Here is a 23,440-nt window from a genome sequence, read left to right on the forward strand (position 1 = left end):
ATGCAGATGGATCAGTTTGATGTGAGGCTGATACCGCCCCTGTTGTCTGTCTATTTTGGGGTGTGTCTCTCTTTGTTTTCACTGTTCAGGAGCCGGTTAAAGAAGGAGACGGTTCTTTTTACCATCTTGTTTCTGCTGGCGTCTGTAAGGCCGATTCAATATCTCCTCCAGCACGTTGTTTCGGACTCCGGGATGCTGCTCTTTATGGAGAGGTGTGTCCTCATGGCCTATGCCCTCATGCCCTATGTGGGGGTCCTTTTTTTCCATCGCATTCTCAAGGTGCGCAAACCCCGGCTGGAGTACGGGGTGTGTGCGCTCAGCCTTCTCATGGCCGGAGCCTGCCTCGGGCCGTGGTTTCTTTCCGGGCTTCATACCCACCCCTGGGGCGTCATCGGCAAGGCCGGCCCCCTGTTCCCTGTATATGTGGCCTATGGCGTGATCTCCTTCGGGTACACCCTCTTTTGCATCGTGTCGGTGATGAAGGGACGGCAGGATCTTGATACGCGCCGAAAGCAGCACTACCTGTTCGCCGCCCTTGTGGGGGGACCGAGCCTGATCCTGGTGACCGCCTTCTCCTTTACCGGCAGCCCCACGTACCCCGCCTCCAATTTCATGTTCGTGCCCATGGGGGTGATGGCATACGGGGTGCTTCGCCATCGCATCCAGGATATCTTCAGCGTGGCCCGGTTCCTTTTGTACAGGATGGCCTATGCTCTGGTGTTTCTCCTTCCCAACCTATTCATTTTTTCGTTGATCAAACCGTTGCTGTACGGCGGTGAAATGGTTCCCCTGGCCCCACTGTTGCTCGGCTGGTATGCGGCCAACCATCTGGCGGTTACAAGGCTGCACCCCAAGGTGAGTCGGCGGTTCAATCGCTACAGGCATCACCTGAAGACCGTGGAGAGTAAATTTGCCCGTGACCTCCTGATACTGCGTGATACCCGGAGCCTGGTGGATGAGTTCGGGGAGCTGGTGCGGTCCACCCTTCGGTTCCGGTCCATCCGTTTTTTCTTTGCCCCCGTGGAAGATCCGGGGCGGCTCATGGACATGGACGGGGAGGAGATCTTTCTGGATGAGGCCACCACGGCCTTTCTTGTGGCCGAGGACTGCCTCATCGACCACTACTTCCTGAACAACGAGATCCTTATGTCCGACGAAGGGGTGCGCGCCGATGTGGAGGCGTTGTTCCAGGCCTGCAACGGGATGTGCACGGTGCCCCTGGTCCAGTACGATCAGCTCATCGGGCTGGTGGTGTTTTCCGACAAGCAGGGGGGCGTGCCCGTGACCCCGGTGGAGATCGAGTTCCTGGAGAAGGTGAGCCGGTACCTCTCCATTGCCCTGTACAACTCCCGGGTATACCAGGCCGTCACCTCGGTGAAGGACCAGCTGGAGCTCAGGCGCCGGGAGCTGTCCCGGGAGATCCTTGAGCGCCGTAGAGCCGAGGAGAGCCTCCGCCGAAGCGAGAAGCACTACAGGCTCTTGTCCGACAATATTCTCGACACCCTGGTGGTGGTGGAGGTGGAGCGGGAAACCATTCAGTACGCCAGCCCCTCCTGCCTTAAAATCAGCGGGTATACCCCCAAAGAGATCGTGGGGGCGCGTTTCAGGGATTTTCTGACCAAAAGTTCCGGCCGGGAGCTGGCCCGGGTGCTTCCTCCCCCGGAGGAGGGGGCGGCTTTTCTGGTGGAGCTGGAGCACCGTCGAAAGGACGGGGAGCTTGCCTGGCTGGAGGTGTCCGGCCACTTCATCGCCGCCGGAAACGGGCGCATGGAGGTGGTGGGCCTGGCCCGGGACATCTCGGAACGCCGGGTGGCGGAGATGGAGAAAGAGGAGCTGAGCCAGAAGCTCCGGCAGGCCCAGAAGATGGAGTCCATCGGGGTGCTGGCCGGGGGCATTGCCCACGACTTCAACAACATCCTCATGGCCATCTTGGGGTACGCCCAGCTTGGGGGCATGTACCTTGGGGAAGCAGACGGAAAGGCCCCGGAGGTGGTGGCACAGATCGAAACAGCGGGGGTCCGGGCCAAGGAGCTGGTCTCCCAGATCCTGGCCTTCAGCCGTCAGGACGAACAGGCCCGCAAGGCCGTGGACCTGGTGGAGATCACCCGGGAGTCCCTTTCCCTCATGCGGCCCGTGGTTCCTGAAGGGGTCTCCATCGAAGCCGATTTCCCGGACACGTCCATGATGGTAGTGGCCGACCCCGTACAGATCCACCAGATCGTGGTCAACCTGTTTACCAACGCCTCCCATGCCATGGAAGAGGCGGCCGGGGCGATCCGCGTGTCGGTGAGCCAGACCTCCCTGGATGCGGGGGAGGCGCGGCGTTACGGGTTGGAACCCGGCGCCTTCGTGCTTCTGCGTGTCTCGGACCCCGGGGGCGGCATGGATGACGAAGTGCGGGCCCGGATTTTCGAACCCTATTTCACCACCAAGGAGCCGGACAAGGGCACGGGCATGGGGCTGGCTGTCGTCCAGGGCATCATCCTGAGCCACAACGGGGCCGTGGTGGTGGACTCCGGCAAAGGGCGCGGAACCACGGTGGATGTCTACCTTCCCAGGGCCGAAGGGGGAACCGACGTGGCCCTCCTCAGCGGGGACCCGGGGGATGTGTGCAGGGGGCGGGTGCTGTTTGTGGACGACGAGTCCATGCTGGTGGCCCTGGCCGATGAAGCCCTGGTCCGCATGGGCTTTGACGTGGTGGCCCTGGAGGACCCGGTGGAGGCCCTGGACCGTTTTACCGAGGATCCCATGGGATTCGACGTGGTGGTAACGGACATGACCATGCCCCGGATTTCCGGGCTGAAGCTGGCCGAAAGCGTGCGGGCCCTCAATGCCGGTGTGCCGGTGATTCTCTGCACCGGGTTCAGCAACGAGCTGGTGGGCAGGCGCCACGAGGAGATGGGGGTGTCGGCGGTGCTGTTCAAGCCGGTGCCCATGAAGGAGCTGGCAGAGGCCATCCACGCGGTCCGCGTCGGCCAGCAGGCAGCAGGGCGGGCGCCCACGGACAGGGAGTCGTCTGAGTATTTTCAGGCAGGGACGGTGCCGGAGTCGGCATTGCAACAGACAGGACGATGATGAGAGATGCGCAATTGATATTTTATGTACCGGCAGTCTTGACGGTGTTTTGCGGCCTTTTCCTGGCGGTTGCCTCCAGGTTCAAGGGACGGTTCCGGGTGGAAAACCCGTTTTTTCCCTTTATCTGTCTGCTCTGGTCCCTGGATGCCCTGTTTTTTATTGTCCAGCCCTTGGTATCGGTGACTTTGTCCGTGGTGGCGGAGCGGTTGCACTATCTGCTCCTGGCCTGGGTCTCCCTGGCCCATCTCTATTTTATCTACAATTGGTTGGACCTCAGGAACGAGAGGATGGAGCGCATCGGCCTGACGCTGACCCTGGTGGTGTCGGGGGCGAGCCTGACCCCCTGGTATGTCCAGGGGGTGCATCGGTATCCCTGGGGGGTGGTGGCGGATACCGGACCGCTTTTTTGCCTTCACCTGCTGGTGTGCGGCTTGACCGCCGGGTACCTGATCCGGCTCAGCAGCGGCCGCATGGGGTGGGTGTACTCCGTGGAGGAGCGACGGAATCTCCGGCTTGCCGTGGGCTCCGTGGTGTGCGCGGTGGTGCTTTTTGTCCTGAACCTGGTCCCCTTGTCCGGGTTTTCGCTTTACGCCCCCGGGAACTTGCTCTTTTTCCCCATGGCGACCCTTGCCTGCGCCGTGTTTCGGGATCGTCTGCCGAATCTTTGCGCCGTGGTCCGGTTTCTGCTGGCAGGCGGCGTGGCTGCGGTGGTGCTCCTGGCCCCGAACCTGGGCCTGCTTTACCTGATCCACCCCTACTTCTCTTCCATCGATCCCTTGAGCCTTTTTTTCTTTCTCCTCTGCTGGTTTTATCTCAACTACCGGGCCCTGCTGGTGATGTTGCCGTATCTCGACGGGATCCAGGGGTCACGGTTTGACCTGAAAAAGGTGGAGTCCCATTTCTCCGAGAACATCCTTCTGTTACGTCGCACCGACGAGATGATCAACGAGTTCCGCCGGACCGTGGGGGAGACCCTGCGCATCCGGGGCATGGTCTTTTTTACGCGGAAAGGGGAGGGGTTCCTGGAGGAGGACACGGGCAGGGCCCTGGAGCTGTCCGAGGCCACCCATCGCTGGCTTTCGCTGCTTCAGGTCCCGCTGGACCGGCGGGAGGTGGAGCGGCGCGCCGGAAGCCCAGGCCGCCGGCAACCTGGCCTTTCCTACCAGTGCGGGTGCGGGTACATCGTCTCCCTCTCCAGGTACGGAGAACTTCTGGGGCTCGTTCTTTTTCCCCAGAAATCGGCGCGGCTGGGCCTGACCCTCGGGGAGGAGCGTTTTGTCAGCCGCATCAAGGAGTTTGTCTCCATCGCCCTGTACAACTCCACGGTCTACCAGAACCTGAGCCGCCTCCAGGAGGAGCTTTCCCGGCATACCGGGGCCCTGGTGGAGGAGGCCGCCGAGAGAAAACGGACCCAGGAGGAGGCGGAGCAGAGCGAGAAACGCTCCCGGCTCCTGGCGGACAACGTCATGGAGACCATTGGCATCCTGAGCATCGATCCCCTGGAGTTTACCTACCTGAGCCCTTCGGTGGTCAAGCACCTGGGGTATGAAGGGGAAGAGCTCATCGGGCAGGGGGTGGATGTGGTGCTCTCCGACGAGTCGGAGCGGGAGATTCGCTCGGTCCTGAGCCATGCCATTTCTGTGCGGGGCGGCCATTCCCGCAATGCCTTTATTTTTGAAACCGAGCTCACCAGAAAGGACGGCTCCCCGGTGTGGAGCGAGCTGTCGGCCCGTTTTCTCCGGGACGGGGAGGGCAAGGCGCGGGAGATCCTGCTGGTCTCCCGGGACATCACGGAGCGCCGTCACCTGGAGCGGGAGCGCGAAGCCCTTCAGCGCAAGCTGCGGCAGGCCCAGAAGATGGAGTCCATCGGGGTGCTGGCAGGGGGCATCGCCCACGATTTCAACAGCATCCTCATGGCGGTGATGGGCTACACACGCCTGGCCCTCATGTACATCTCCGAAGAGAACGTCAAGGCCCGGGAAAAGATCATGCAGATCGAGAAGGCGGGCCAGAGGGCCCGGGACCTAGTGGCCCAGATCCTTGCCTTCAGCCGGAGGAACAAACAGAAACGGGAGCCCTGCTACCTTCGGGAGCACCTTAAGGAGACGGTGGGCTTTCTCAGCGCTTCCCTGCCCTCCACCATCGACGTCCGGTTTACGGCAGGGGAGGGCAAGCTGCGGGTGGTGGCCGACGCCGTGCAGATCCATCAGATCATCATTAACCTTGCCACCAACGCCTTTCACGCCATCGGCGAAGGGGGAGGCACCATCTGGGTCCACGCCGAGGAGGTGACGGTGGAGGAGAGCCTCTCGCTGGCCCTGCACCTGCCGGAAGGGCCCTATGTGCGCTTAAGTGTTTCGGATACGGGCCACGGGGTGGACCCGGAGATCGCCTCGCGGATTTTCGAGCCCTACTACACCACCAAGGAGGTGGGCAAGGGAACGGGCATGGGACTGGCCGTGGTGCACGGGATTGTCCTGAATCACGGCGGTGCCGTGAGCCTGGAGAGCGAGCGGGGAAAAGGGGCCACCTTCCATGTCTACCTTCCCATCACACCCCTCGGGGCCGACGGAGCGAAAGGGGCTCGGGCCACGGATGAGGCCAAGGGCACGGTGCTGTTGCTGGATGAGGAGGAGATTCTCATTGACCTGGCCCGGGAGGTGCTGGGCAGGCTGGGCTATGAGGTGGAAGCCTTTACAGACGGGCAGAAGGCCCTGGAGGTGTTTGCAGGGGCTCCTGAGAAATACGAGGCTGTGGTAATGGATCTGTTCACGGCAGGCGTGGGCGGTGTGGACATGGTGCGCTCCGTGCGGAGCCATGCCCCGGAGATGCCCCTGGTGGTGACCTCCGGGCGGCCCGAGTCCACGACACGGAGTTCCCTGGGTCATGTGGAGGGGGCCGAGATCCTGCTCAAGCCCTTTACCCTGAAAGAGCTGGCCGAAGTCCTGGACCGGGTCACATCCTGAAGCTGGCCTTCTATGGCCAACACCGGTCCAAAAAGAAAGCCTCCGGCAAGGTCGCCGGAGGCTTGTTTGAGTCGAATCGTTTCGTATTAACGACTTTTTTTACGTGGCGCGCCCTTGTGCCTGCCGGGCTTTCGTCCGGGGCCCGGGGCGTGTTTTTTTCTGTCCCCTGACGGTTTTCTGCCTTTGTCCCGTCCGTGTCCCTGTCCTGTGCCTTTGAGAGCGGCTTTCTGGCGCTCCTTGGCTTCCTTTTGCTTTTCCACAAAAACAGGTTTTCCGGTCTCAGGATCCTTTTCCGTCACGTACATGAGGGTGGAGAGGGTGGACGGGGTGGGGGTGAAGATCTGTGCCTGTTCGGGCCGTGTGTGCAGCTCGGTGCGGCAGAACCGGGCCAGCTCCTCCATCTCTTTCTGGCCGCAGCCCGGGTGGGCCGCCATGAAGTAGTAGGTGAGAAACTGGGGCATGCCCGCCTGTTCGGTGAGTTCCAGGAATCGGTTCCGGAACCGGATCAGCTCGGTCTGGGGCTTGCCCATGAGGGAGAGGACCTTGTCGCTGGTGTGCTCCGGTGCGATCTTCAGCTGGCCCGAGGTGTGGTGGGCCACCACCTCTTTGAGGTAGAGGTCCCCCTTTTTCTTGTCGGCCAGAACCAGGTCCGGCCGGATCCCCGAGGCGGAGAAGACTTTTTTGATGCCGGGCACCCGTTGCATCTTCTTAAGCAGGGAGATGAGCCGGGAGTGATCCGGTTTCAGGGCGGGACAGACGGACGGGTAGAGGCACCGCCGGTCGCTGCACGCTCCTTTTTTCAGCTTTTTCTCGCATTCAAACCCGTACATGTTGCCCGTGGGGCCCCCTGCATCGAGGATATACCCCTTGAAGCCGGGCAGGGTGGTGAGGGTTTTGGTTTCCCTCAGGATGGAGTCCTCGCTTCGGCTGGAGACCGTGCGGCCCTGGTGAAGGGCAATGGCGCAGAAGTTACAATCCCCGTAGCAGCCCCTGTGGGTGGCGATGGAAAACCGGATGGTCTCCATGGCCCGTACCTCGCCCATGCTGCTGCACAGGGGGTGGAGTTCCCGGGTGAAGGGAAGCTCGTTGACGTCGTCCAGTTCCCCTTCGGAAAGGGGCGGCTGGGGCGGGTTCTGTACCAGGTAGCGGGTGTCGTGTTTCTGGATGAGGCCCCGGGCCGTGATGGCATCGGCGTTGGCCTTGAAGGCCGTGAACATTCGGGAAAAGGCCTCTTTGTCCTTTTTGACCTCTTCAAGAGGGGGCAGCTCCAGGTAACCGGGCACAGGGGCGTCGGATTTTCGGCAGAGGCCGGCAATGTCATGGGGGGAGTCCCCGGAGGCCAGGGCCTTGGCAGCTTTCACCACGCCGCTATGCCGTAGAGCAGGTAGTCTGCCTTGGAATCAAAGAGGATGGAGCCGCGGATGCGGTTCTGCCAGGCGTCGTAGTGGGGGACCCTGCGAAGGCTTGCTTCAATGCCCCCTAAGACAATGGGAACCGGGCTCCCCTTGTGATGGCGGCGGATGAGGTTGGTGTAGGCGATGACGGCACGGTCGGGCCTGCGGGTGTTATCACCCCCCGGGGTGTAGTCGCAGCGCTTGCGCTTTTTGCCCGAGGCCGTGTAGTTGGCCACCATGGAGTCCAGGCCATGTTTGGTGGCACACCCAGAAGAGGGCCGGTTCTCCCAGGCGGGTGATGTCCCGGTCACTCTGGATGTCCGGCTGGGCAATGATGGCCACCTTGAACCCGGCCCGTTCCAGGACCCTGCCCACCACGGCCGCACCGATGGCCGGTGCATCGACGTAGCTGTCTCCGGTCACCAGGATGACATCGGGGCGCTCCCAGCCCAGGTCGTCCATCTCCTTGCGGGTGGCGGGTAAAAAACGGTGGGGTGTGTTCATGGGGTCCATCCTTCGTCTTGTTCTCAGACCGAAGCCCTTGGCTTGGGTCGCGTGTGTTGTGGTGCCGTGCCTTATTAATCAAGGCGAAAAAGAGAGCTACCTTATCACAGGCATCAGCACAATGACAGGATGGAACAGGAAGGGAAAGGGGGGCAAAAAGGAGGGGGCGGTCCCGGCAGGCCTAACGGAGCCTGCCGGGGTGTGACGGGGGCCCTGCCGGAGGCAGGGCGACGTGCTTTTGGAAAAAATCAGACGGAGTGGTCCAGCATGGTCTCGGCCTCTTCCAGGCTCAGGGCCGAGGTCACACTGTAAGCGGGCCAGACCAGGCTCTGGTGCTCATGGGGGAAGTGGGGCGTTGTCCGCTCCGCGGCCTTGACGCGAACCACCCGGCCGATGGCCGAGTCCCAGAGGGCCTCCTGGCAGTGGCGCATGAAGTTCTCGGAGAGACCGTCTGCCAGCATGTAGTGCCGAAGGTCTGTGATGCAGGTAAATCCCCGGGACAATTGGTGTACCGCCCGTTGCATTTTGTGGACAATCTCGGCAAGTTCATCCGCCTGATTGATCCGTCCCAGGGTGAAATAGAGCCGGTTTTTCTCGAGATCCACTCTGATTTCATGCATCGCTTCACGTCTCCCCTTGTCATGATGAATAGTAGGCTGCATTCTCTTCAATATACTTTTCGGTGAGGTCGCAGCCGTAGGCGGTGGCCGAGGCATCTCCCGTGGAAAGGGAGACAACGATGGCGACATGCTCGCCCGAAAGAAGGCTGCGGACCTTGGCTTCGTCGAAGTCCACGCGGGCCTGGTCCGCGTAGACCAGGGTGCCGTTGATGGTGATGGAGAGCTTTTCCGGTGCAACCGTGCAGTGGGTGCACTTGCCCACAGCCATGAGGATACGGCCGATGTTGGGGTCGGCGCCGTAGGCCATGGTTTTGATCAGGGGGGAGTTGATCAGGGCTTTGGCAATGAACCGGGCTTCGGTATCGTTGACGGCCCCGGTGACGGTTGCGGTGAGGAGCTTGGTGGCCCCTTCGCCGTCCCGGGCCAGGAGTTTGGTCATTTCGACGCAGGCGGCCTTCAGGGCCTCTGCAAACAGGATGTGGTCCACGGGCCCGGCCAGTCCGTTGGCCAGGGCCAGGCAGGTGTCCGAGGTGCTGGTGTCCGAGTCCACCGAGAGCATGTTGAAGGAGTCTTTGACGGCCTCGCGGAGCATGCGGTCCAGGGCAGGGACCGGGATCTCCGCATCGGTGAGAATGTACACCAGCATGGTGGCCATGTTGGGCTCGATCATGCCGGAACCCTTGGCGATGATGGTGAGGGTGGCGCCCTCCACCTCAAGGGAGATGGCCTTGGCATAGGTATCCGTGGTCATGATCCCTTCGGCCCCCACCAGGGGGTCGGTGGTCAGGCCCTCTCCGATTTTGGTGAGGCCTGCTTCGATTTTTTCGATGGGGAGCTGGCGCCCGATGACGCCGGTGGAGCTCATGATCACTTCCTGCTCGGGGATATCAAAGGCGTGTGCTGTGGCACGGGCCATGCGGCGGGCGTTTTCGATGCCTTCCTCGCCGGTGCCGACATTGCTGACCCTGCTGTTGACCACCACGGCACGGAGCTTTCCGTTGCGGATGATCTCACGGCCCAGCACAACGGGGGCCCCGGGAAAGAGGTTGCGGGTAAAGACGCCTGCGGCGTTGGCGGTGACGTCGGAAAGAAACAGGGAGAGGTCCTTTCCCTCTTCCTTGATTCCGCAGTTCATGCTGGCGCAGCGAAACCCCTTTGCCATGACAGATGGGGTATGGAACTTCATGATCATGCTCCTGATCTGGGTGGTTGATTTATCTCATAGTATAAAACACAGTTTGCCACAATAACTGAAATAAACATTTTGACGCAAAAGTGGCCTGTGTCGCGTGATTGATGAATGAAATGAAATGTCTGGAGGTTGAACAAAGGTTTCAACGGTAAATCTTCTTCGTGTGTCTACCTTTTGCTCAAGAGAGAGTTGTTTGTGCGTATAAGTTGCTGTATCTCCCGGATGTACGCCTCACCCCGGCTGGAATAGCGTACAAGGCCCGCCGCAAGGGACTCTCCGTCCGGTTCCACCCCCATGGACCTTTGCTCCCTGCGGATATCACGTAAGGGTTTGTAGGCCCAGAGGGTGTTGAGGTTGTGGAGGTAGCTTCGCACGGACTCGGCCACGGTATCGAATCGGGCCACCTCGTGGCTGGCGCCCTCGGTCCGGTTTTTGGGGACCATGCCTTTGCCTTTGCCGAAGACCCACTGGCCGAAGAGGTTGTTGCCTTCACGGGCAAAGCGGGAGGTGCCCCAGGCAGACTCGTTGGCGGCCTGGGCCAGGGCCAGGGAGAGGGGGATGATGTCCACGCGGGTCAGCAGGGACTCCCGGTCCTCGGGGGTTTGGGCCGAAAAGGGAGAGAGCCTGTAGAGGGTGGCCAGCTCGCTGAGCCAGGTGCTCTCCTCGGGCCCCAGGACCTCAGCTTCGTGGAGAAGGATGAGCTGGCGGCGCAGGGTGAGGATGGCGTTGTTCTCCGCAATGACGATGGGCCGCATGTAGGAGAAGAAGGCCTCTTTCTTTTCAACCACAACAGGGATGGCACCGAAATCGGGCAGGGCCGGGGCCGTGTGTGCCACCGGGGGCGTGATCCGGGGCAGGGGCTGGACAGGGGGCGTTTTCGGCTCCATGTGCTCGGGATAAAAGACGACAAAAAGGGCTGCAAGTGCCACCAGAAACGTTAATCCGGCCCAGGGGGCCCTGTTGTGGTCGCCTGCGGAAAAGGGGGTTTCTCGTTTTTTTTCCATGATCGCTGTCCCGGGTGCCCTTTGGATAAGTACCGATAAGCAAAGGGGACCGTGCCTGTTTGCGGGTGATGTTAATCCGGCCGGTGCGCCGTCGCTCCGGTCGGTGTGTATGCCTGATTCTGGTGTATCTGTCTGGAAAGGCGCAAATTAAAAGGGCGTATACCGTTTGTCAACCCCGAGCGCCGATATTTTTTATCGGCGGGAACCCGGTGGAGGTTGAGGGCCTTTTAAACCGGAAGGGGCTGCAACGCGTCTGCGTGAAAAAACCAACCGCGGGTTTGTGTGCGCTGGGTCGTTTCAGGTGGCGGTTGCCGGGGTGTCACCGGCGACAGGGCTGGAGGCGGTGAGTTGGGTTCTATCCCTTGACGACGCCCAGGGGAAAGAGACGGACCACAGGACGTGTCAGGTCTGCCTGGGCGGCCATGACAGAGTCGATGGCCTTGTAGGCCTGGGGCGCTTCCCCGAGGTCGGGGCGCCCTTTGAGCTTGCCGCGGCGGATGGTGTGCCAGCGGTCGAATACCACGTCCCCCATGGCGGCATTGCAGCGTTCGGCATCGAGGATGCGGGACGCCTGGTTGCGGCCCATGACCCGTCCGGCGCCATGGGAGCAGGAGCGGAAGCTTGCCGGGTTGCCGAGGCCTTCCACGATGTACGAAGCGGTGCCCATGGACCCGGGGATGATGCCTGCTTCCCCTTTGCCCGCGGAGGTGGCGCCTTTTCGGTGGACCCACACCTTTTTGCCCTGGTGGGTTTCCGGGGAGGCGTAGTTGTGGTGGATGTTCACCAGCCGTTTTTCGCTGAAGGGGAACTGGGTCTCCAGGGCGTGGGCCAGGGCCGTCATGATGCGTTTCCGGTTCTCCATGGCATAGGCCAGGGCCAGGCCCATGTCTTCGATATACGCAAGGCCCTCCGGGGTCTCCGTGGGAAAAAAGGCCAGGTCGTCGTCGGGAAGGAGGATGCCGCTTTCCCTGCACCAGGCAAGGGCACGCCTGTGATGGTGGTCTGCAATGGTTTTTCCCAGGTTGCGGGAGCCCGTGTGAACCATGAGCCAGAGGCTGCCGTCGTCCCCTTTCTGGACCTCAATAAAGTGGTTGCCTCCCCCCAGGGTACCCAGGCTCTCCCGGGCGGTTTTCCAGGCTCCGTCCTTGATGAACCGGGGACGATGCCGCGCAAAACCTTCCCAGGGCTGTTCTTTTTTGTGGCGGGAGAACCCCAAGGGGACCCTCTCCTTGACCCGGGTGAGGAGCTGGCGAAGTTCGTTTCGGGAGAGGGTATCCCAGGCCAGGTCCGTTTGCATGGCCACCATGCCGCAGCCGATGTCCACCCCCACGGCGTTGGGGATGATGGCATTTTCAGCCGCCACAACACCGCCAATGGGCATGCCGTAGCCCTGGTGGCAGTCGGGCATGAGGGCGATATGTCCCACCAGGGCGGGGTGGCGTTGCAGGTTTCTCGCCTGGATCAGGGCGCCCTCTTCAAGGTCGGTGCACCAGGATTTGATGGGAAGGGGCGCTGTATTGGACGGTTGGTCCCACGGCATAACAATAACTCCTCGGGTGGCGGCAAAAAAGCGCACCTTATTAAAAAAAACTGGCCCCATGCATGGCCCGGGGTCCGCACAAAGGCCGCACCGGCTGCCGTGAGGGGCGGGAGCCCCGTGGAAGGAAGCCGAGTTCAGGCCTTTATCGTTGGGTCTACTATACCATTATCAGGGGGGGCGGGCACGTGAAAACCGGTGGCGCAGGCGGGGGCGGATCCCTTGTGGTTTCCAAATTGTATAAAAAGATGATAAAGCTCCATGCGCACCCGATGCAGCACGGGGTGCCCCAGGGAGACGATGCCGTGGATAGACGGACTGCCCGGCCCTCCCCGCAGAGATTGACGTGATGGATATCCCGCATCCCCGGGATGACTTGCAATGGGGGTGAAAGGTGAACGGTTATGAAGGGTGAAAGAGGGCTTGCCGTGGCAACGCTTCTCGGGGCCATCGTGCTCTGGGCCGGGTCGTTTGTGGCCTTGAAGATTGCGTTCAGGAGTTGCGACCCCTATCTGGTTATTTTCGGTCGCATGGCGGTTGCCACCTGCTGTGCCCTGCTGTTTTTTCGACAGATCCGGCGCGCCGACTATCGGAAAGGGGATTGGGTGTACCTTCTGGCCCTGGGGCTTTTCGAGCCTTGCCTTTACTTTGTCTTTGAAGCCAAGGCCCTGATGCTCACCTCCGCCTCCCAGGCGGGGATGGTCACGGCCCTGCTCCCGGTGATGGTGGCCGTGGGGGCGTGGATGATCTTCAACGAAACCATGACGTGGCGGACCGCGTCGGGCTTTGTGGTCGCCCTGTCAGGGGTTTGCCTGCTGACCTTCACCGGAGAGGCCACGGAATCTGCGCCCAATCCCGCCCGTAACTTTTGCTCCGGCCATGGTAACGGCCACCGGGTATACCTTGATTCTCAAGCGGCTCTCCTGCCGTTACACCGCGCTGTTCCTCACCTTTGTCCAGTCCGTTGTGGGGGCCCTCTTTTTTGCCCTGCTCATCTGGGGTCTCAAGGTGCCCATCCCCGATTTCATTCCCATGGAGGCGGTATGGACCATCGTCTACCTCGGGGTGTTCGTGACCTTCGGGGCCTACTTCTGCTTCAGCTTTGCCATGGGCCGGATGCCTGCGGGTCAGGCCACGGCGTTCATCAACCTGATCCCGGTGCTGACCCTTTTTTTCGGGTGGCTGATGCTCGGCGAGGTGTTCAAGCCGATTCAGTTCGGCGCAGGCGCCATGGTGATTGCCGGGGTGTTTCTCAGTCAGAGACCTTCTGCCGCATAGGGCATCCGGGCCTCTTGAGTTGTGTTATTTCGGCTTGTTGACACGTGTGTCCGGCACCTGTTATGAATCGACAATCCATTCATAAACCGATTGGTTCTTACTGTGGCCGCGGCCCTGATATGCGGGTTAAATTCGGCGGCACATGAAACAAATTTCAAAAGGCGGTTCTATGGGAAGCACCTCCATGTCATCCGGCGCCTGTGAATCCAATGATCCATCCACATCCCTGATTCCGGTTGAGGGCAGGGGCAGCCTGCTGCTCTACGACCTTGATGCCGAGGCCGAGGCGTTTGTGACAAATGCCCTGAGGGGCCGCGGGCTCGAAGACCGGATCACAACCTTGTATCGGTGCACCACGCCCAAAGAGGCCGAAGCGGCATCCTCCACCTGCGGAAACCTTGTGGCCATGGTGGCCCGGCAGGGGGCCCCGGGGAGCGAGGAGGTGGCTGCATGCCTTCGAAACGTGCCCTCCCATGCCGCAGTGCACCTGTTTTACCTTCTGGACGACCCCGGCGGCAGTGCCCCGAAGGGCCCCTTTGTCCGTTCGGTGGCGTGCTCGGGAGACGACGCCTCCGAGTCCCTGGGGATCTGGATGGAAGAGGCCCTCTGCATGGGCTTTCTCGACAGCGAAAACCGGGCCCTGTGCGAAGAGGTGGACGAAAAGGTCCGGGAACGTACCCTGGAACTGCGCCAGGCCGTGGAGCGGCTGAAGTTCTTTGCCGAACGGGCTGAGTCGGCCAACCGGGCCAAGAGCGCCTTCCTTGCCAACATGAGCCATGAGATCCGCACTCCCATGAACGGGGTGGTGGGCATGACCGAGCTGCTTCTGGGAACCCGCCTCGGGGCCGAGCAGCTGGAGTACGTCAACATCATCCGCAGCAGCGCCACCTCCCTTGTCACCATCATCAATGCCATTCTGGATTACTCCAAGGTGGAGGCGGGCAAGCTCGACCTGGAGAAGATCTCCTTTGACCTGCGAAGCGCGGTGGAGGACGTGATGGACCTCATCACCGTGCGGGCCGCCAAAAAGCATGTGGCGCTCCACGGGTCTGTGGGCGAGGAGGTTCCCTCGCTTTTGGCCGGTGACCCGGTTCGTCTGAAGCAGGTCCTGACCAACCTCATGGACAATGCCGTGAAGTTTACGGGGAAAGGGGAGGTGGGGCTTTCCATTTCACCGGTGAGCTTAGGCGCGGACCAAGTGGTGCTGAAATTCGAGGTGTCGGATACCGGCATCGGGATCTGCGAAGAGGAGGTGGAAGAGCTGTTTACTCCCTTTGCCCAGCAGGATGTCTCCGTCACCCGCAAGTACGGGGGCACGGGGCTCGGGCTCTCCATCTGCAAGCAGATCGTGGAGATGATGGGCGGAGAGATCGGCGCCAGAAGGCGCGAAGGCGGGGGCGCCCTTTTCTGGTTCACCGCCGTGTTTTCCCGTGGCCAGGCAGGAGCCCGGCCCCATGCCGTGCCCGAGAGGGTCCGGCAGGGGAAGTACCTTGTGGTGGCCGAGAGCCTCCCCACCCGCAAGTCGGTTCGCAACCTGCTGGAGTCGGCGGAACTTCGGTGTGAAGAGGCCCTCAACGGCTACCATGCCCTGGAAATTTTACGGGCAGGCGGTGCTGTGCGGGCGGTGAGCCTGGTCATTATCGATTGCGAGCTCTCCATCATGAAGCCCGGGGAATTGGCCCGCCGGGTGAAAGAACGTTGCGGAGACGCCATTCCCCTGCTGCTTCTGACCCAGAGGGGCAAGGCGCCGGAGACCGACGGGACCGATGGCGACGGTTATCACGCCATGGTGGCCAAGCCGGTGAAGGTCAAGGGGCTCTTGGACGGCCTTGCCGTGGCCATGGAGTCGGCATCCCCGGGAAAAGCCGGGCAGGGCCCTGGGGGCGAAGGGGCCGCAGATGCAGAGGACGGCCAGGCCCCGGACAACCCCATTCTCGTGGTGGAGGACAACCCCACCAACCGCCTCGTGGCCCAGAAGTTTCTCTCCAAGCTCGGGCTCAAAGCCGATGTGGCTGAAAACGGGGCCGATGCCGTGGAACTGCTGAAGGTTAAAAGCTACGAGCTGGTGCTCATGGACGTGCAGATGCCTGAAATGGACGGCCTTGCCGCCACACGCCTGATCCGGGATCCGGCAACCGGGGTCAGCAACCCTCGGGTACCTGTGGTGGCCATGACAGCCCACGCCATGAAAGAGGACAGCGACAGGTGCCTTGAGGCGGGCATGAACGATTACATCTCCAAGCCCATCTCCATCAACGCCTTGCGGGAGGTTATCAACCGGTTCATGGCCGACGTTGCCTACCCCGTGCCCTGAAGCGCGGGGCAGGGCCGCCGGAGGCTTTTTCAGTTGAATAGTTTCCTTTTTTTTATTTTTGGTATTGAACGATGTTTTGTGTGTGATAAGTGTATCTCGATGAACGGGTTTCCGGTTGAATGTTTGATGGCGGGCCCGTGATCTGATACACTTTTCATGACCGTTGGTGTTTCCTTTACAAGTAGCTGTGCCATCCTGGCGGCTTGTGGCTGATGCCAGCGGTCCATGTGCGGGCATTGTGTTGTGAGTCCCTTGCTGGCGGTGCGAAAGGCCTGCACAGTGCTGTTTTTGCCAGGCACCGACCCTTCCCCTTAAGGGAAAATCCGTTTGTCGGGTTTTTCTCCTCTTCCGTGATGAGCCGGTCTTGATGTGGCAACATGATGAAAACACACCTGAAAAACAGCGGGATGGAAAAAGGCGGTTCTTCCCTTTACTCCAGGAAGTATACCGATCGTATAAAAAAAGGGAGAAGGTGTTGCAATGCCAAATGAACAGTAGTATATATCGAAATTTGTTAAAGTAAATTTTGTTTTGTGTCGTCCAGATCAAGTTACCTCAAGGAGTCTCAAAGGTTGCGCCACCTTTGGGATGCACATCGGTGAAAACGGCCCCTCCGGGAAGGCGGTCATATCCTGTGAAGTAAAACGATGTTTCTGATGCGGCATGCCATTGCTTAAAAAAATACGAGTACCCGGCCCAGCGGGCGGTACCGAGAAGTTTGGAGGGTATATAAAATGACAGACAAGTCCACGTTCATGCGTCTCAGAGAGAACGAACGAGAAGTGCGAAAGGGGCTGATCATTTCAGCCGCCATGAAGCTGTTCGAAACCAAGAATTTCCACGAGATCGGCATGAGGGACATTGCCAGCGAAGCCGGTGTTTCCGCGGCATCCATTTACCGCTATTTCCCCAGCCGCGACGACCTGTTTGTGGAGGCCCTGATCCGGGACATCAACAAGATCGAGCAGCTCCTGGAGACCCGTCTCAAGGCAGGCGGAACCATTGAATCCCTTGCCGTGGCCGTTGTGGATTACATGATCGACAACGAAGCGACCTTTCAGATGATGTGCCATTTCCTCATGCGCGGAGAGGAAAACCCCCGCGCCCTGAAGAAGTTCAACGCGGTACTCCTCTACTTCACCAAGATGTTCGACGAGGTGGTCAAAAAGTCCGACGGCGAGACCCCCCTGCGCTTCCACAGCCAGGCCTTCTTCGCCTCCCTTGCAGGCATTGTCATGACCTTTCGCAACTATCCGGGCCGAAACGAGTCCGAGCGTCGCGAGTACATGCACAAGCTGGCTCTCCTCATCATGCGCGAAGGGGCGTCCCTGGAATCCATCTGATGTCCCGTCTCAGGTGGAGAGTTATGCCGAGGCCCTGGCCTCGGCAGGTGATTCACCACGTGCTTTTTGTATGAAGCAAAGCCGGCCATGCCGCCCGAATAAGGGCGGATGGTCGGCTTTTTTGTTTTTGGGGCATACCGGGCTTCCTTGACAGTACTCGTTGCTTTGCTATATGTTCATGGAGTCGGCCAGCTGGCCGAGAGGTGTGGAGAGGGCCGGAGAGTAAATTTTTTTAGCTAAAAAGCGAACATTGTTCTCGGCTCGGTAAGTTCGTCAGGGTGTAAGCCGGTTCAGGCAGACCACAGAATTCAAGGAGTAGGTATGGGACAATTCAGAGAGGTTAGGGCGGGGCGCAGGGTGTTTCAGAGACTCTATATCACGCTGATGCTCTGGTTCGTAGGCCGAGCCATCGTGGCGGCCTCCAAGGTGGATGAGGACGTGAAACGGGAGTTCGAGTCGCTGCCGGACGGGCTGACGTTCTCCCTGGGGGTGTTGCCCGACGGCCCCCGCATGGTGGTGCGCAAGGAGGCAGGGGGTAAGGTGCGTTACCTCGGGCAGGGCAAGGGCGAGTCCATTGATCTGGACATGACCATCAAGCACATGCAGGCCTTTTTCATGATCTTTTCGTTTCAGGAGAGCACCCCCACGGCCAATGCCAGGGCGCGGCTTTACGTGGACGGCGGCGTGCCCGAGGCCTGCGCCGTGGTCAGGGTCCTGGATATCGTTCAGGTCTACCTGCTGCCGAAGTTTATCGCAAAACTGGCCGTCAAGCGCTACCCCGCCTGGCCCTGGTCCCGACATCTTCTGGGGCGGAGCAAGGTCTACCTGAGAACCGTGACCGGGTTATAAACCTGGAGGGAGGAAGGCACGTTATGGATACGGGTGTGAGGGATTTTATATTTCCGTCGAAGATCGGGGCCGGATCACGGGCCCTGGAACACCTGCCCTTTGACCTGGGCGGGTTCTGTATACCACCCCATGGTGGTGTGTGCCGAGGCCTTGGACAGCAAAGGCGGGCTCAAGCCCCTGGAATCTGCGTTCAAAGGGTCAGGGCTTACCTACGGGGTGTATGCCGTGGAGGATATGCCCACCCTTGAGACCGTCCGCGAGGTCTGGGGACATTACAACGAAGGAGGCTTTGATGCCGTCATTGCCGTGGGGGGCGGCGCGGTGACGGATGTGGGCAAGTGCCTTGCCGTGGCTGCCCAGGGAGGGCCCGAGGCCCTGAGAGAGCTCCTGGCAGGTGGGGGGACGGCTTCGGCGACGGCTCCCTTTGCCTGGGTTCCCACCCTGGAGTTGACGGGCCGGGAAGCTGCTCCGGAAGCTGCCCTGGGGAATCAGGTGATCCGGGGAACGTCTTTGTGCCCCAATCTCATCGCCGTGGACCCGCGGATGCTTCAAGGACAGGCCGGGGCCGGACTGGTCGAGGCAGGCCTGGGTGCCCTGGCCGCGGCCCTTTGCCTCTATGAACCGGTGGAGGCGAATCCCCTGGCCTTGCCCTATGCACGCCTTACTGCCCGGCAGGTGGTGGCAGGGCTGATGCCTCTTCTGACCCGTGCGGAAGCGCCCCGGGGACGCCTTTCACGTTTGTTCGGCACCGGTGGGCCCCGTGAGGAGGAGGTGGCCTTTGTGACGGCCATGGCGGTTTCCGGCGGGTTGCTTCCCGAAGCACGGAAAAGCCTGACCTTTGTATTGGCGGACGTGCTCTCCCCTGCGGCCGGGACCTCCCGTGAGGTGCTTGCCGCCGTATTGCTGCCCACGGTTCTGGAGTACATTAGCCGGGTAAGGGGGCAGGATCTTTCCGGCCTGCTCTCCGCCCTGGCGGATCTGGACCTGCTGTGCGCCACACCCGTGAACCAGAGGGCCGAGGCCGCCCTTGCCATGGTGCGGGAGACCATCAACCGCCTCTGGATCTTTTCCGAAGCCCGGCTTCCGCGGAGCCTTGCCGAAGCAGGCCTGGAGAAGGAGACCCTGCAGGGGCTGTGCGAGCAGGCCGCGGCCATGGCCGAGGGGTGGCAGCGCCAGGAGGTGGAGAGTCTTCTCCTTTCCGCCTGGGACGGGACCCGTCCCGACCCGAACAACCAGCCCATCCGAGCCACACAGGAGGTGTCCTAATGTACAACCCAGGATATTATGAGTTTTTTTGCGGCGTAAAGACCGTGGCAGGCCATGAGGCGCTGGAGCGCATCCCTGCCCTGCTTGAGGGCCTGGGGGCTTCAAAGCCCATGATCGTCACGGATAAGGGCGTTGCGGCCGCAGGCCTTGTCTCCATCGTGGAAGAGGCCCTGGCCTCGGGCATGCCCGCCGTTGCCGTGGAGGACGATGTCCCCGTGGACTCCGATGTGGGCACCGTGCACCGCATCGCCTCAGTGTACCGTGAAGCCGGGTGCGACGCCCTTATCGCCGTGGGCGGGGGGTCGGTGATGGACACGGCCAAGGGGGTTAACATCGTGGTCTCCGAAGAGGCGGAGAGCCTCCTCGATTTTTCCGGGGCCGGGGTACTTAAGCGTCCCCTGAAGCCCCTGGTGGCCGTACCCACCACCGCAGGGACAGGCTCCGAGGTGACCCTGGTGGCGGTAATCAACGATCCGTCGGTGAACCGGAAGCTTTTGTTTTCCTCTCATTTTCTCTTGCCGGATATCGCGGTCCTGGACCCTCGCATGACCCTGACCCTGCCGCCTCACCTGACGGCGGCAACGGCCATGGACGCCATGACCCATGCCGTGGAGGCCTATACCTGCCTGTCCAAGAATCCCATCAGCGATGCCTTTGCCGTGGAAGCCATCTCCCTGATCTCCAGGAACCTCATGGACGTGGTAAAGCGGCCCGAGGATCAGGAAGGACGCCTGGCCCTTGCCACGGCTGCCAACCTGGCCGGTATCGCTTTTTCCAACTCCATGGTGGGCATGGTGCATACCCTGGGCCACTCCGTGGGGGGCGTCTGCCATGTGGCCCACGGGACCTGCATGTCCATCCTGCTTCCCTACGGCCTGGAGTACAACATGCACAAAAACGGCCGGTGGACGGGAGAGCTCCTCTACCCCATCGCAGGGGAGGCTGTTTACGCGGCCACCGCCCCTGACAAGCGGGCGGAAAAGACCGTGGCGTGCATCCGTGAGTTTAATCAGGCCCTGTACGAGGCAACCGACGGTCGCCACAGCCGCTTTTTTAAAGAGGTGACGGACCAGAACGGCAACCCGGCGGTGACTCGGGAGCACCTGCCCGCCATCGCCCGGACAGCCCTGGGGGACGGCTCCATCTTTTACAACCCAGAGGAGGTGGACTACGACGACGCCCTCATGGTGATGGAGGCGTCCTGGGCAGGAGACCCCCTGGACCTGAGCCGTGTGAAGACGGCTTAGGGCAGATTCCTGTCGGAAAAATGCCATCTATGCTTAACGTGCATGGAAAAGCTTGCCTCCGGCGGGTCGCTTTTTGAAAAAAAGCTCCGCAAAAAATGTTCCTGATGAGAACGTGTCTGAACTGTTTTTGCGGAGCCTCGAAATGATGGTTTAAGACCTGTTTGTCAAACTTTTCAAAAGTTTGGCCCCCGGCAGGGCCGCCGGAGGCTGTTTTTCGTAGCCTTTTTAGGGAGACATTATGGGTAACGGATACATGGGCAAGGTCCTCATCGTGGATCTTGGGGAGAGAAGCGTCCGGGAAGAAGAGATCCCGGACCGGGTTTACCGGCAGTACCTCTCGGGCATGGGCCTGGGAGCCTACATGCTTTATAAGCACATTCCGGCAGGGGCCGATCCCCTGGGACCGGACAACATGATCGGCTTTGTCTCCGGGCTCCTCACCGGCACGGGGAGCCTGTTTACCGGCCGCTGGACCCTGGTGGGCAAATCGCCCCTCACCGGGGCCTGGGGGGACGCCAACTGCGGCGGCACCTTTTCCCCTGCCATCAAGCGCTGCGGCTACGACGGGATTTTTGTGCGCGGCATCAGCGAGACCCCGGTTTACCTCTACATCGACGATCACGGGGCCGAGCTGCGTGACGCCTCCGAGGTGTGGGGCAAGGACACCGTGGAGACGGAGACCCATTTCCGGCAGGGGAGAAAGGGTCGCAGGATCGGTGTGGCCTGCATCGGCCCGGCAGGGGAGAGCGTCTCCCTGATCTCCGGGGTGGCAACGGATTACGGGCGCATGGCGGCTCGCTCGGGCCTGGGGGCGGTGATGGGTGCCAAGCGCCTCAAGGCCCTAGTGCTGGCCGGGAGCAAACGCATCGTCCCCCACAACCGCAAGGAGATGAAGCGTTTAAGCGCCATCTGCAACAAGTGGGTTCAGTTTCAGCCTCCTTTTATGTCCGCCCCCATGATGGCGGGGACCGGGGCCCTTATGCGGTGGCTTCCCAGCGTCATGGCCCAGGACGGGATCCTGTACAAGATCATGCTCAAGAAATGGGGCACCGTGGCCATGAACCAGATGTCCGTGGAGATGGGGGATTCCCCCATCAAGAACTGGAAGGGGTCGAGTAAGGACTGGGGTATGTTCAAGAGCCGCAGCTCCAGCCCGTCAGCCTTTACCAAGTGCGAACAGGTAAAGTATCACTGCTACTCCTGTCCCCTGGGATGCGGAGGCATCTGCAGCACCGACGGCAAGTACAAAGAGACCCACAAGCCGGAGTACGAGACCGTGCTCTCGTTGGGGGGGCTGCTCCTCAACAAGGACATGGACTCCATCTTTTACCTCAACGAGCTGTTGAACCGTGCGGGCATGGACTCCATCAGCGCGGGGCACGCCGTGGCCTTTGCCATTGAGTGTTATGAGGAAGGGGTCTTCACCAAAAAAGACACCGGTGGCCTGGCCCTCAGCTGGGGGGACAGCGAGACCATCGTGACCCTCATCGAAAAAATGGTGGCCCGTGAAGGCATCGGCCACATCCTGGCCGACGGGGTCAAACAGGCGGCCCACCGCATCGGCAAGGGTTCCGAGGCCTTTGCCGTCCACGCAGGGGGGCAGGAACCGGCCATGCACGACTCCCGGAACGACCCCGGTTTTGCCCTGCACTACAGCGTGGAGCCTTCGCCGGGCAAGCACACCGTGGGATCGGGGCTCTACTATGAGATGTTCAAGCTCTGGCAGGTGGTGGACGGTCTGCCCAAGGTCACCCCTCTGTACATGAAGGGAAGCAAGTACAAAGCCGATGAGGAGAAGGCCGTTATCGGGGCGGCCAACAGCCGGTTCATGAACGTGGTCAACGGCTCCGGGGCCTGCCTGTTCGGCACCTTTCTTGGGGCCCGCCGCGTGCGGCTGTTCGACTGGCTCAACGCGGCCACGGGCTGGACCCTGACCCCCAACGAGTACATGGAGGTGGGGGCCAACGTGCAGACCCTGCGCCAGGCCTTTAATGTGCGCCACGGCATCGAACCGAAGAGTTTCAAGATTTCGGACCGGGCCCTGGGGCGACCGGTGCAGTCGCAAGGGGCCAACAAGGGACGCACCGTGGCCATTGAGGAGATGATGCGGGACTACTGGACACAGTTCGGATGGGACCCCGAAACCGGAAAACCCCTGGATGAAACCATCCGGGAACTCGAAGCGGCGATGTAAGGGGGAGAAGAGATGGCGTATACCATTACCGACAACTGTACGGGGTGCGGCTCCTGCAGCCGAATCTGCCCCACCGGTGCCATTACCGGAGAAAAGAAAGAGACGCACGAGATCAAGGCGGATCTCTGCATTGACTGCGGCAGCTGCGGACGGGTCTGCCCGGCCGGAGCCGTGGCCGATCCCTTCGGGATACCGGCCCTTCGCATCAAAAAAAGCGAGTGGCTCGCCCCTGTCTTTGACCGGAAGCGCTGCATGGCCTGCGTGATCTGTCTGGATGCCTGTCCCACGGGCTGCCTTGCCTTAGGGGCGCCCCAGGGCAAGGACCCCAACGGCTATCCTGAGATGGGAGACCTCTCCGCCTGCCTGGGCTGCGGCCTCTGTGTGGAGGACTGCCCCGCCGACGCCGTGACCCTGGCCCCCCGTGACGTGGCCTGATAAACGGGCTGTCTATTACCTTGCGGAAACGAAGAGGCCATGTCGATTTACCTTTTGTTCCCCGGGTAAATCGGCATGGCGGTTGCCGATTGATCGGGCGTGAAACACGCTCTGCCTGGCAGAGGGCAGATGAACCGGGGCTCACGTATCTCCTTGACAAAGGACCTTCTTTCCTGTTTTTTCCCTTAGCCCTTAGCCCTTAGCCCTTAGCCCTTAGCCCTT

17 protein-coding genes and 1 pseudogene are annotated in these 23,440 nt (G+C 61.1%); 11 read left to right on the forward strand and 7 right to left on the reverse strand.

Annotated elements, in window-relative coordinates; translation table 11 throughout:
• The first annotated feature begins 6 nt into the window (after positions 1 to 6).
• Together ACOYW2_RS04505 and ACOYW2_RS04510 are read left to right on the forward strand one after the other, a co-directional pair.
• Positions 7 to 3,075 carry an ATP-binding protein gene (locus tag ACOYW2_RS04505; RefSeq protein WP_482769550.1) on the forward strand — a complete coding sequence of 1,023 codons (3,069 nt, stop codon included), beginning with the start codon at positions 7 to 9 and terminating at the stop codon, positions 3,073 to 3,075.
• Positions 3,076 to 3,173: 98 nt separating this feature from the next.
• Positions 3,174 to 6,041: a hybrid sensor histidine kinase/response regulator gene (locus ACOYW2_RS04510; protein ID WP_482769551.1), complete on the forward strand. Its 2,868-nt coding sequence runs from the start codon at positions 3,174 to 3,176 to the stop codon at positions 6,039 to 6,041.
• Between the two features lie 86 nt (positions 6,042 to 6,127).
• Here ACOYW2_RS04510 and ACOYW2_RS04515 read toward each other — a convergent pair whose 3' ends face one another.
• The 7 genes from ACOYW2_RS04515 to ACOYW2_RS04545 form a co-directional block, all read right to left on the reverse strand.
• Positions 6,128 to 7,402 (reverse strand): radical SAM protein, encoded by a 1,275-nt coding sequence (locus tag ACOYW2_RS04515; RefSeq protein ID WP_482769552.1) that lies wholly within the window; start codon positions 7,400 to 7,402, stop codon positions 6,128 to 6,130.
• Entirely contained in the window at positions 7,399 to 7,674 is a 276-nt protein-coding gene (locus ACOYW2_RS04520) for a hypothetical protein (protein WP_482769553.1), read from the reverse strand. The genes ACOYW2_RS04515 and ACOYW2_RS04520 overlap by 4 nt, the downstream gene beginning before the upstream one ends.
• Positions 7,610 to 7,939 carry a hypothetical protein gene (locus tag ACOYW2_RS04525; protein ID WP_482769554.1) on the reverse strand — a complete coding sequence of 110 codons (330 nt, stop codon included), beginning with the start codon at positions 7,937 to 7,939 and terminating at the stop codon, positions 7,610 to 7,612. Before ACOYW2_RS04525 ends, ACOYW2_RS04520 begins: the two co-directional genes overlap by 65 nt.
• Positions 7,940 to 8,187: 248 nt before the next feature.
• Positions 8,188 to 8,559 carry a hypothetical protein gene (locus ACOYW2_RS04530; RefSeq protein WP_180146961.1) on the reverse strand — a complete coding sequence of 124 codons (372 nt, stop codon included), beginning with the start codon at positions 8,557 to 8,559 and terminating at the stop codon, positions 8,188 to 8,190.
• 19 nt (positions 8,560 to 8,578) lie between these two features.
• Positions 8,579 to 9,745 (reverse strand): bifunctional glutamate N-acetyltransferase/amino-acid acetyltransferase ArgJ, encoded by a 1,167-nt coding sequence (gene argJ, locus ACOYW2_RS04535; RefSeq protein ID WP_482769555.1) that lies wholly within the window; start codon positions 9,743 to 9,745, stop codon positions 8,579 to 8,581.
• 173 nt (positions 9,746 to 9,918) lie between these two features.
• The gene (locus ACOYW2_RS04540; RefSeq protein WP_482769556.1) at positions 9,919 to 10,755 is read right to left on the reverse strand and encodes a glucosaminidase domain-containing protein; all 837 of its coding nucleotides are present in this window, start codon (positions 10,753 to 10,755) and stop codon (positions 9,919 to 9,921) included.
• Positions 10,756 to 11,110: 355 nt separating this feature from the next.
• On the reverse strand, positions 11,111 to 12,295 hold the full coding sequence (locus ACOYW2_RS04545; protein ID WP_482769557.1) for an RtcB family protein: 1,185 nt from the start codon (positions 12,293 to 12,295) through the stop codon (positions 11,111 to 11,113).
• 401 nt (positions 12,296 to 12,696) lie between these two features.
• Between ACOYW2_RS04545 and ACOYW2_RS04550 the strand changes: the two are divergent.
• From ACOYW2_RS04550 to ACOYW2_RS04590, 9 genes and pseudogenes are all read left to right on the forward strand, one after another.
• A pseudogene (locus ACOYW2_RS04550) lies at positions 12,697 to 13,053 on the forward strand (DMT family transporter); the annotation flags it as partial.
• Between the two features lie 118 nt (positions 13,054 to 13,171).
• The gene (locus tag ACOYW2_RS04555; RefSeq protein WP_482421897.1) at positions 13,172 to 13,570 is read left to right on the forward strand and encodes a DMT family transporter; all 399 of its coding nucleotides are present in this window, start codon (positions 13,172 to 13,174) and stop codon (positions 13,568 to 13,570) included.
• A gap of 169 nt (positions 13,571 to 13,739) precedes the next feature.
• A complete protein-coding gene (locus ACOYW2_RS04560; protein WP_482769558.1) occupies positions 13,740 to 15,884 on the forward strand; it encodes a response regulator in 2,145 nt (714 codons plus the stop codon).
• 734 nt (positions 15,885 to 16,618) lie between these two features.
• On the forward strand, positions 16,619 to 17,227 hold the full coding sequence (locus tag ACOYW2_RS04565; protein ID WP_180146976.1) for a TetR/AcrR family transcriptional regulator: 609 nt from the start codon (positions 16,619 to 16,621) through the stop codon (positions 17,225 to 17,227).
• A gap of 321 nt (positions 17,228 to 17,548) precedes the next feature.
• Positions 17,549 to 18,076: a hypothetical protein gene (locus tag ACOYW2_RS04570; protein ID WP_482421899.1), complete on the forward strand. Its 528-nt coding sequence runs from the start codon at positions 17,549 to 17,551 to the stop codon at positions 18,074 to 18,076.
• 99 nt (positions 18,077 to 18,175) lie between these two features.
• Positions 18,176 to 19,342, forward strand: a complete 1,167-nt coding sequence (locus tag ACOYW2_RS04575) for an iron-containing alcohol dehydrogenase (protein WP_482769559.1) — start codon at positions 18,176 to 18,178, stop codon at positions 19,340 to 19,342.
• Positions 19,342 to 20,589 carry an iron-containing alcohol dehydrogenase gene (locus ACOYW2_RS04580; RefSeq protein WP_482769560.1) on the forward strand — a complete coding sequence of 416 codons (1,248 nt, stop codon included), beginning with the start codon at positions 19,342 to 19,344 and terminating at the stop codon, positions 20,587 to 20,589. Before ACOYW2_RS04575 ends, ACOYW2_RS04580 begins: the two co-directional genes overlap by 1 nt.
• Positions 20,590 to 20,827: 238 nt before the next feature.
• Positions 20,828 to 22,783, forward strand: coding sequence for an aldehyde ferredoxin oxidoreductase family protein (locus ACOYW2_RS04585; protein ID WP_482769561.1), 1,956 nt, complete (start codon positions 20,828 to 20,830; stop codon positions 22,781 to 22,783).
• 12 nt (positions 22,784 to 22,795) lie between these two features.
• The gene (locus ACOYW2_RS04590) at positions 22,796 to 23,218 is read left to right on the forward strand and encodes a 4Fe-4S binding protein (RefSeq protein WP_482769562.1); all 423 of its coding nucleotides are present in this window, start codon (positions 22,796 to 22,798) and stop codon (positions 23,216 to 23,218) included.
• Positions 23,219 to 23,440 lie beyond the last annotated feature (222 nt).

The sequence above is a fragment of the Desulfoluna sp. CLI2B genome, from assembly GCF_056847375.1.

Coding starts and splice junctions, on each gene's coding strand:
- ACOYW2_RS04505 (WP_482769550.1), top strand. CDS start 7: ATGGATCAGTTTGATGTGAGGCTGATACCGCCCCTGTTGTCTGTCTAT.
- ACOYW2_RS04520 (WP_482769553.1), bottom strand. CDS start 7,674: ATGGTGGCCAACTACACGGCCTCGGGCAAAAAGCGCAAGCGCTGCGAC.
- ACOYW2_RS04525 (WP_482769554.1), bottom strand. CDS start 7,939: ATGAACACACCCCACCGTTTTTTACCCGCCACCCGCAAGGAGATGGAC.
- ACOYW2_RS04530 (WP_180146961.1), bottom strand. CDS start 8,559: ATGCATGAAATCAGAGTGGATCTCGAGAAAAACCGGCTCTATTTCACC.
- argJ (WP_482769555.1), bottom strand. CDS start 9,745: ATGAAGTTCCATACCCCATCTGTCATGGCAAAGGGGTTTCGCTGCGCC.
- ACOYW2_RS04540 (WP_482769556.1), bottom strand. CDS start 10,755: ATGGAAAAAAAACGAGAAACCCCCTTTTCCGCAGGCGACCACAACAGG.
- ACOYW2_RS04545 (WP_482769557.1), bottom strand. CDS start 12,295: ATGCCGTGGGACCAACCGTCCAATACAGCGCCCCTTCCCATCAAATCC.
- ACOYW2_RS04555 (WP_482421897.1), top strand. CDS start 13,172: ATGGTAACGGCCACCGGGTATACCTTGATTCTCAAGCGGCTCTCCTGC.
- ACOYW2_RS04560 (WP_482769558.1), top strand. CDS start 13,740: ATGGGAAGCACCTCCATGTCATCCGGCGCCTGTGAATCCAATGATCCA.
- ACOYW2_RS04565 (WP_180146976.1), top strand. CDS start 16,619: ATGACAGACAAGTCCACGTTCATGCGTCTCAGAGAGAACGAACGAGAA.
- ACOYW2_RS04570 (WP_482421899.1), top strand. CDS start 17,549: ATGGGACAATTCAGAGAGGTTAGGGCGGGGCGCAGGGTGTTTCAGAGA.
- ACOYW2_RS04580 (WP_482769560.1), top strand. CDS start 19,342: ATGTACAACCCAGGATATTATGAGTTTTTTTGCGGCGTAAAGACCGTG.
- ACOYW2_RS04585 (WP_482769561.1), top strand. CDS start 20,828: ATGGGTAACGGATACATGGGCAAGGTCCTCATCGTGGATCTTGGGGAG.
- ACOYW2_RS04590 (WP_482769562.1), top strand. CDS start 22,796: ATGGCGTATACCATTACCGACAACTGTACGGGGTGCGGCTCCTGCAGC.